This is a genomic window from Shigella sp. FC1967 (assembly GCF_001743005.1).
In the GTDB taxonomy this organism is placed as follows: Bacteria; Pseudomonadota; Gammaproteobacteria; order Enterobacterales; family Enterobacteriaceae; genus Proteus.
Genome location: NZ_MIIZ01001454.1, coordinates 1 through 343, shown reverse-complemented (window position 1 = coordinate 343; position 343 = coordinate 1). Strand labels below are relative to the sequence as shown.

The window sequence follows — 343 nt, the reverse complement described above, 5'->3', positions numbered from 1 at the left end:
AAACGTGTTGACTATTCTGGTCGTTCTGTAATTACCGTTGGTCCATACCTGCGTCTGCATCAGTGTGGTCTACCGAAAAAAAATGGCTCTTGAGTTATTCAAACCATTTATTTACGGAAAACTGGAAACCCGTGGTTTAGCGACAACAATCAAAGCCGCTAAAAAAAATGGTTGAGCGCGAAGAAGCGGTTGTTTGGGATATCTTAGATGAAGTTATCCGCGAACACCCAGTAATGCTAAACCGTGCACCAACACTTCACCGTTTAGGTATTCAGGCATTTGAACCAATCCTTATCGAAGGTAAAGCTATTCAGTTACACCCACTCGTTTGTGCGGCATATAA

General features: G+C 42.6%; 1 pseudogene. It reads left to right on the top strand.

From position 1 onward, the window contains the following. Nucleotides 1–343 (top strand): annotated as a pseudogene (locus BHE89_RS22935) (hypothetical protein); the annotation flags it as partial.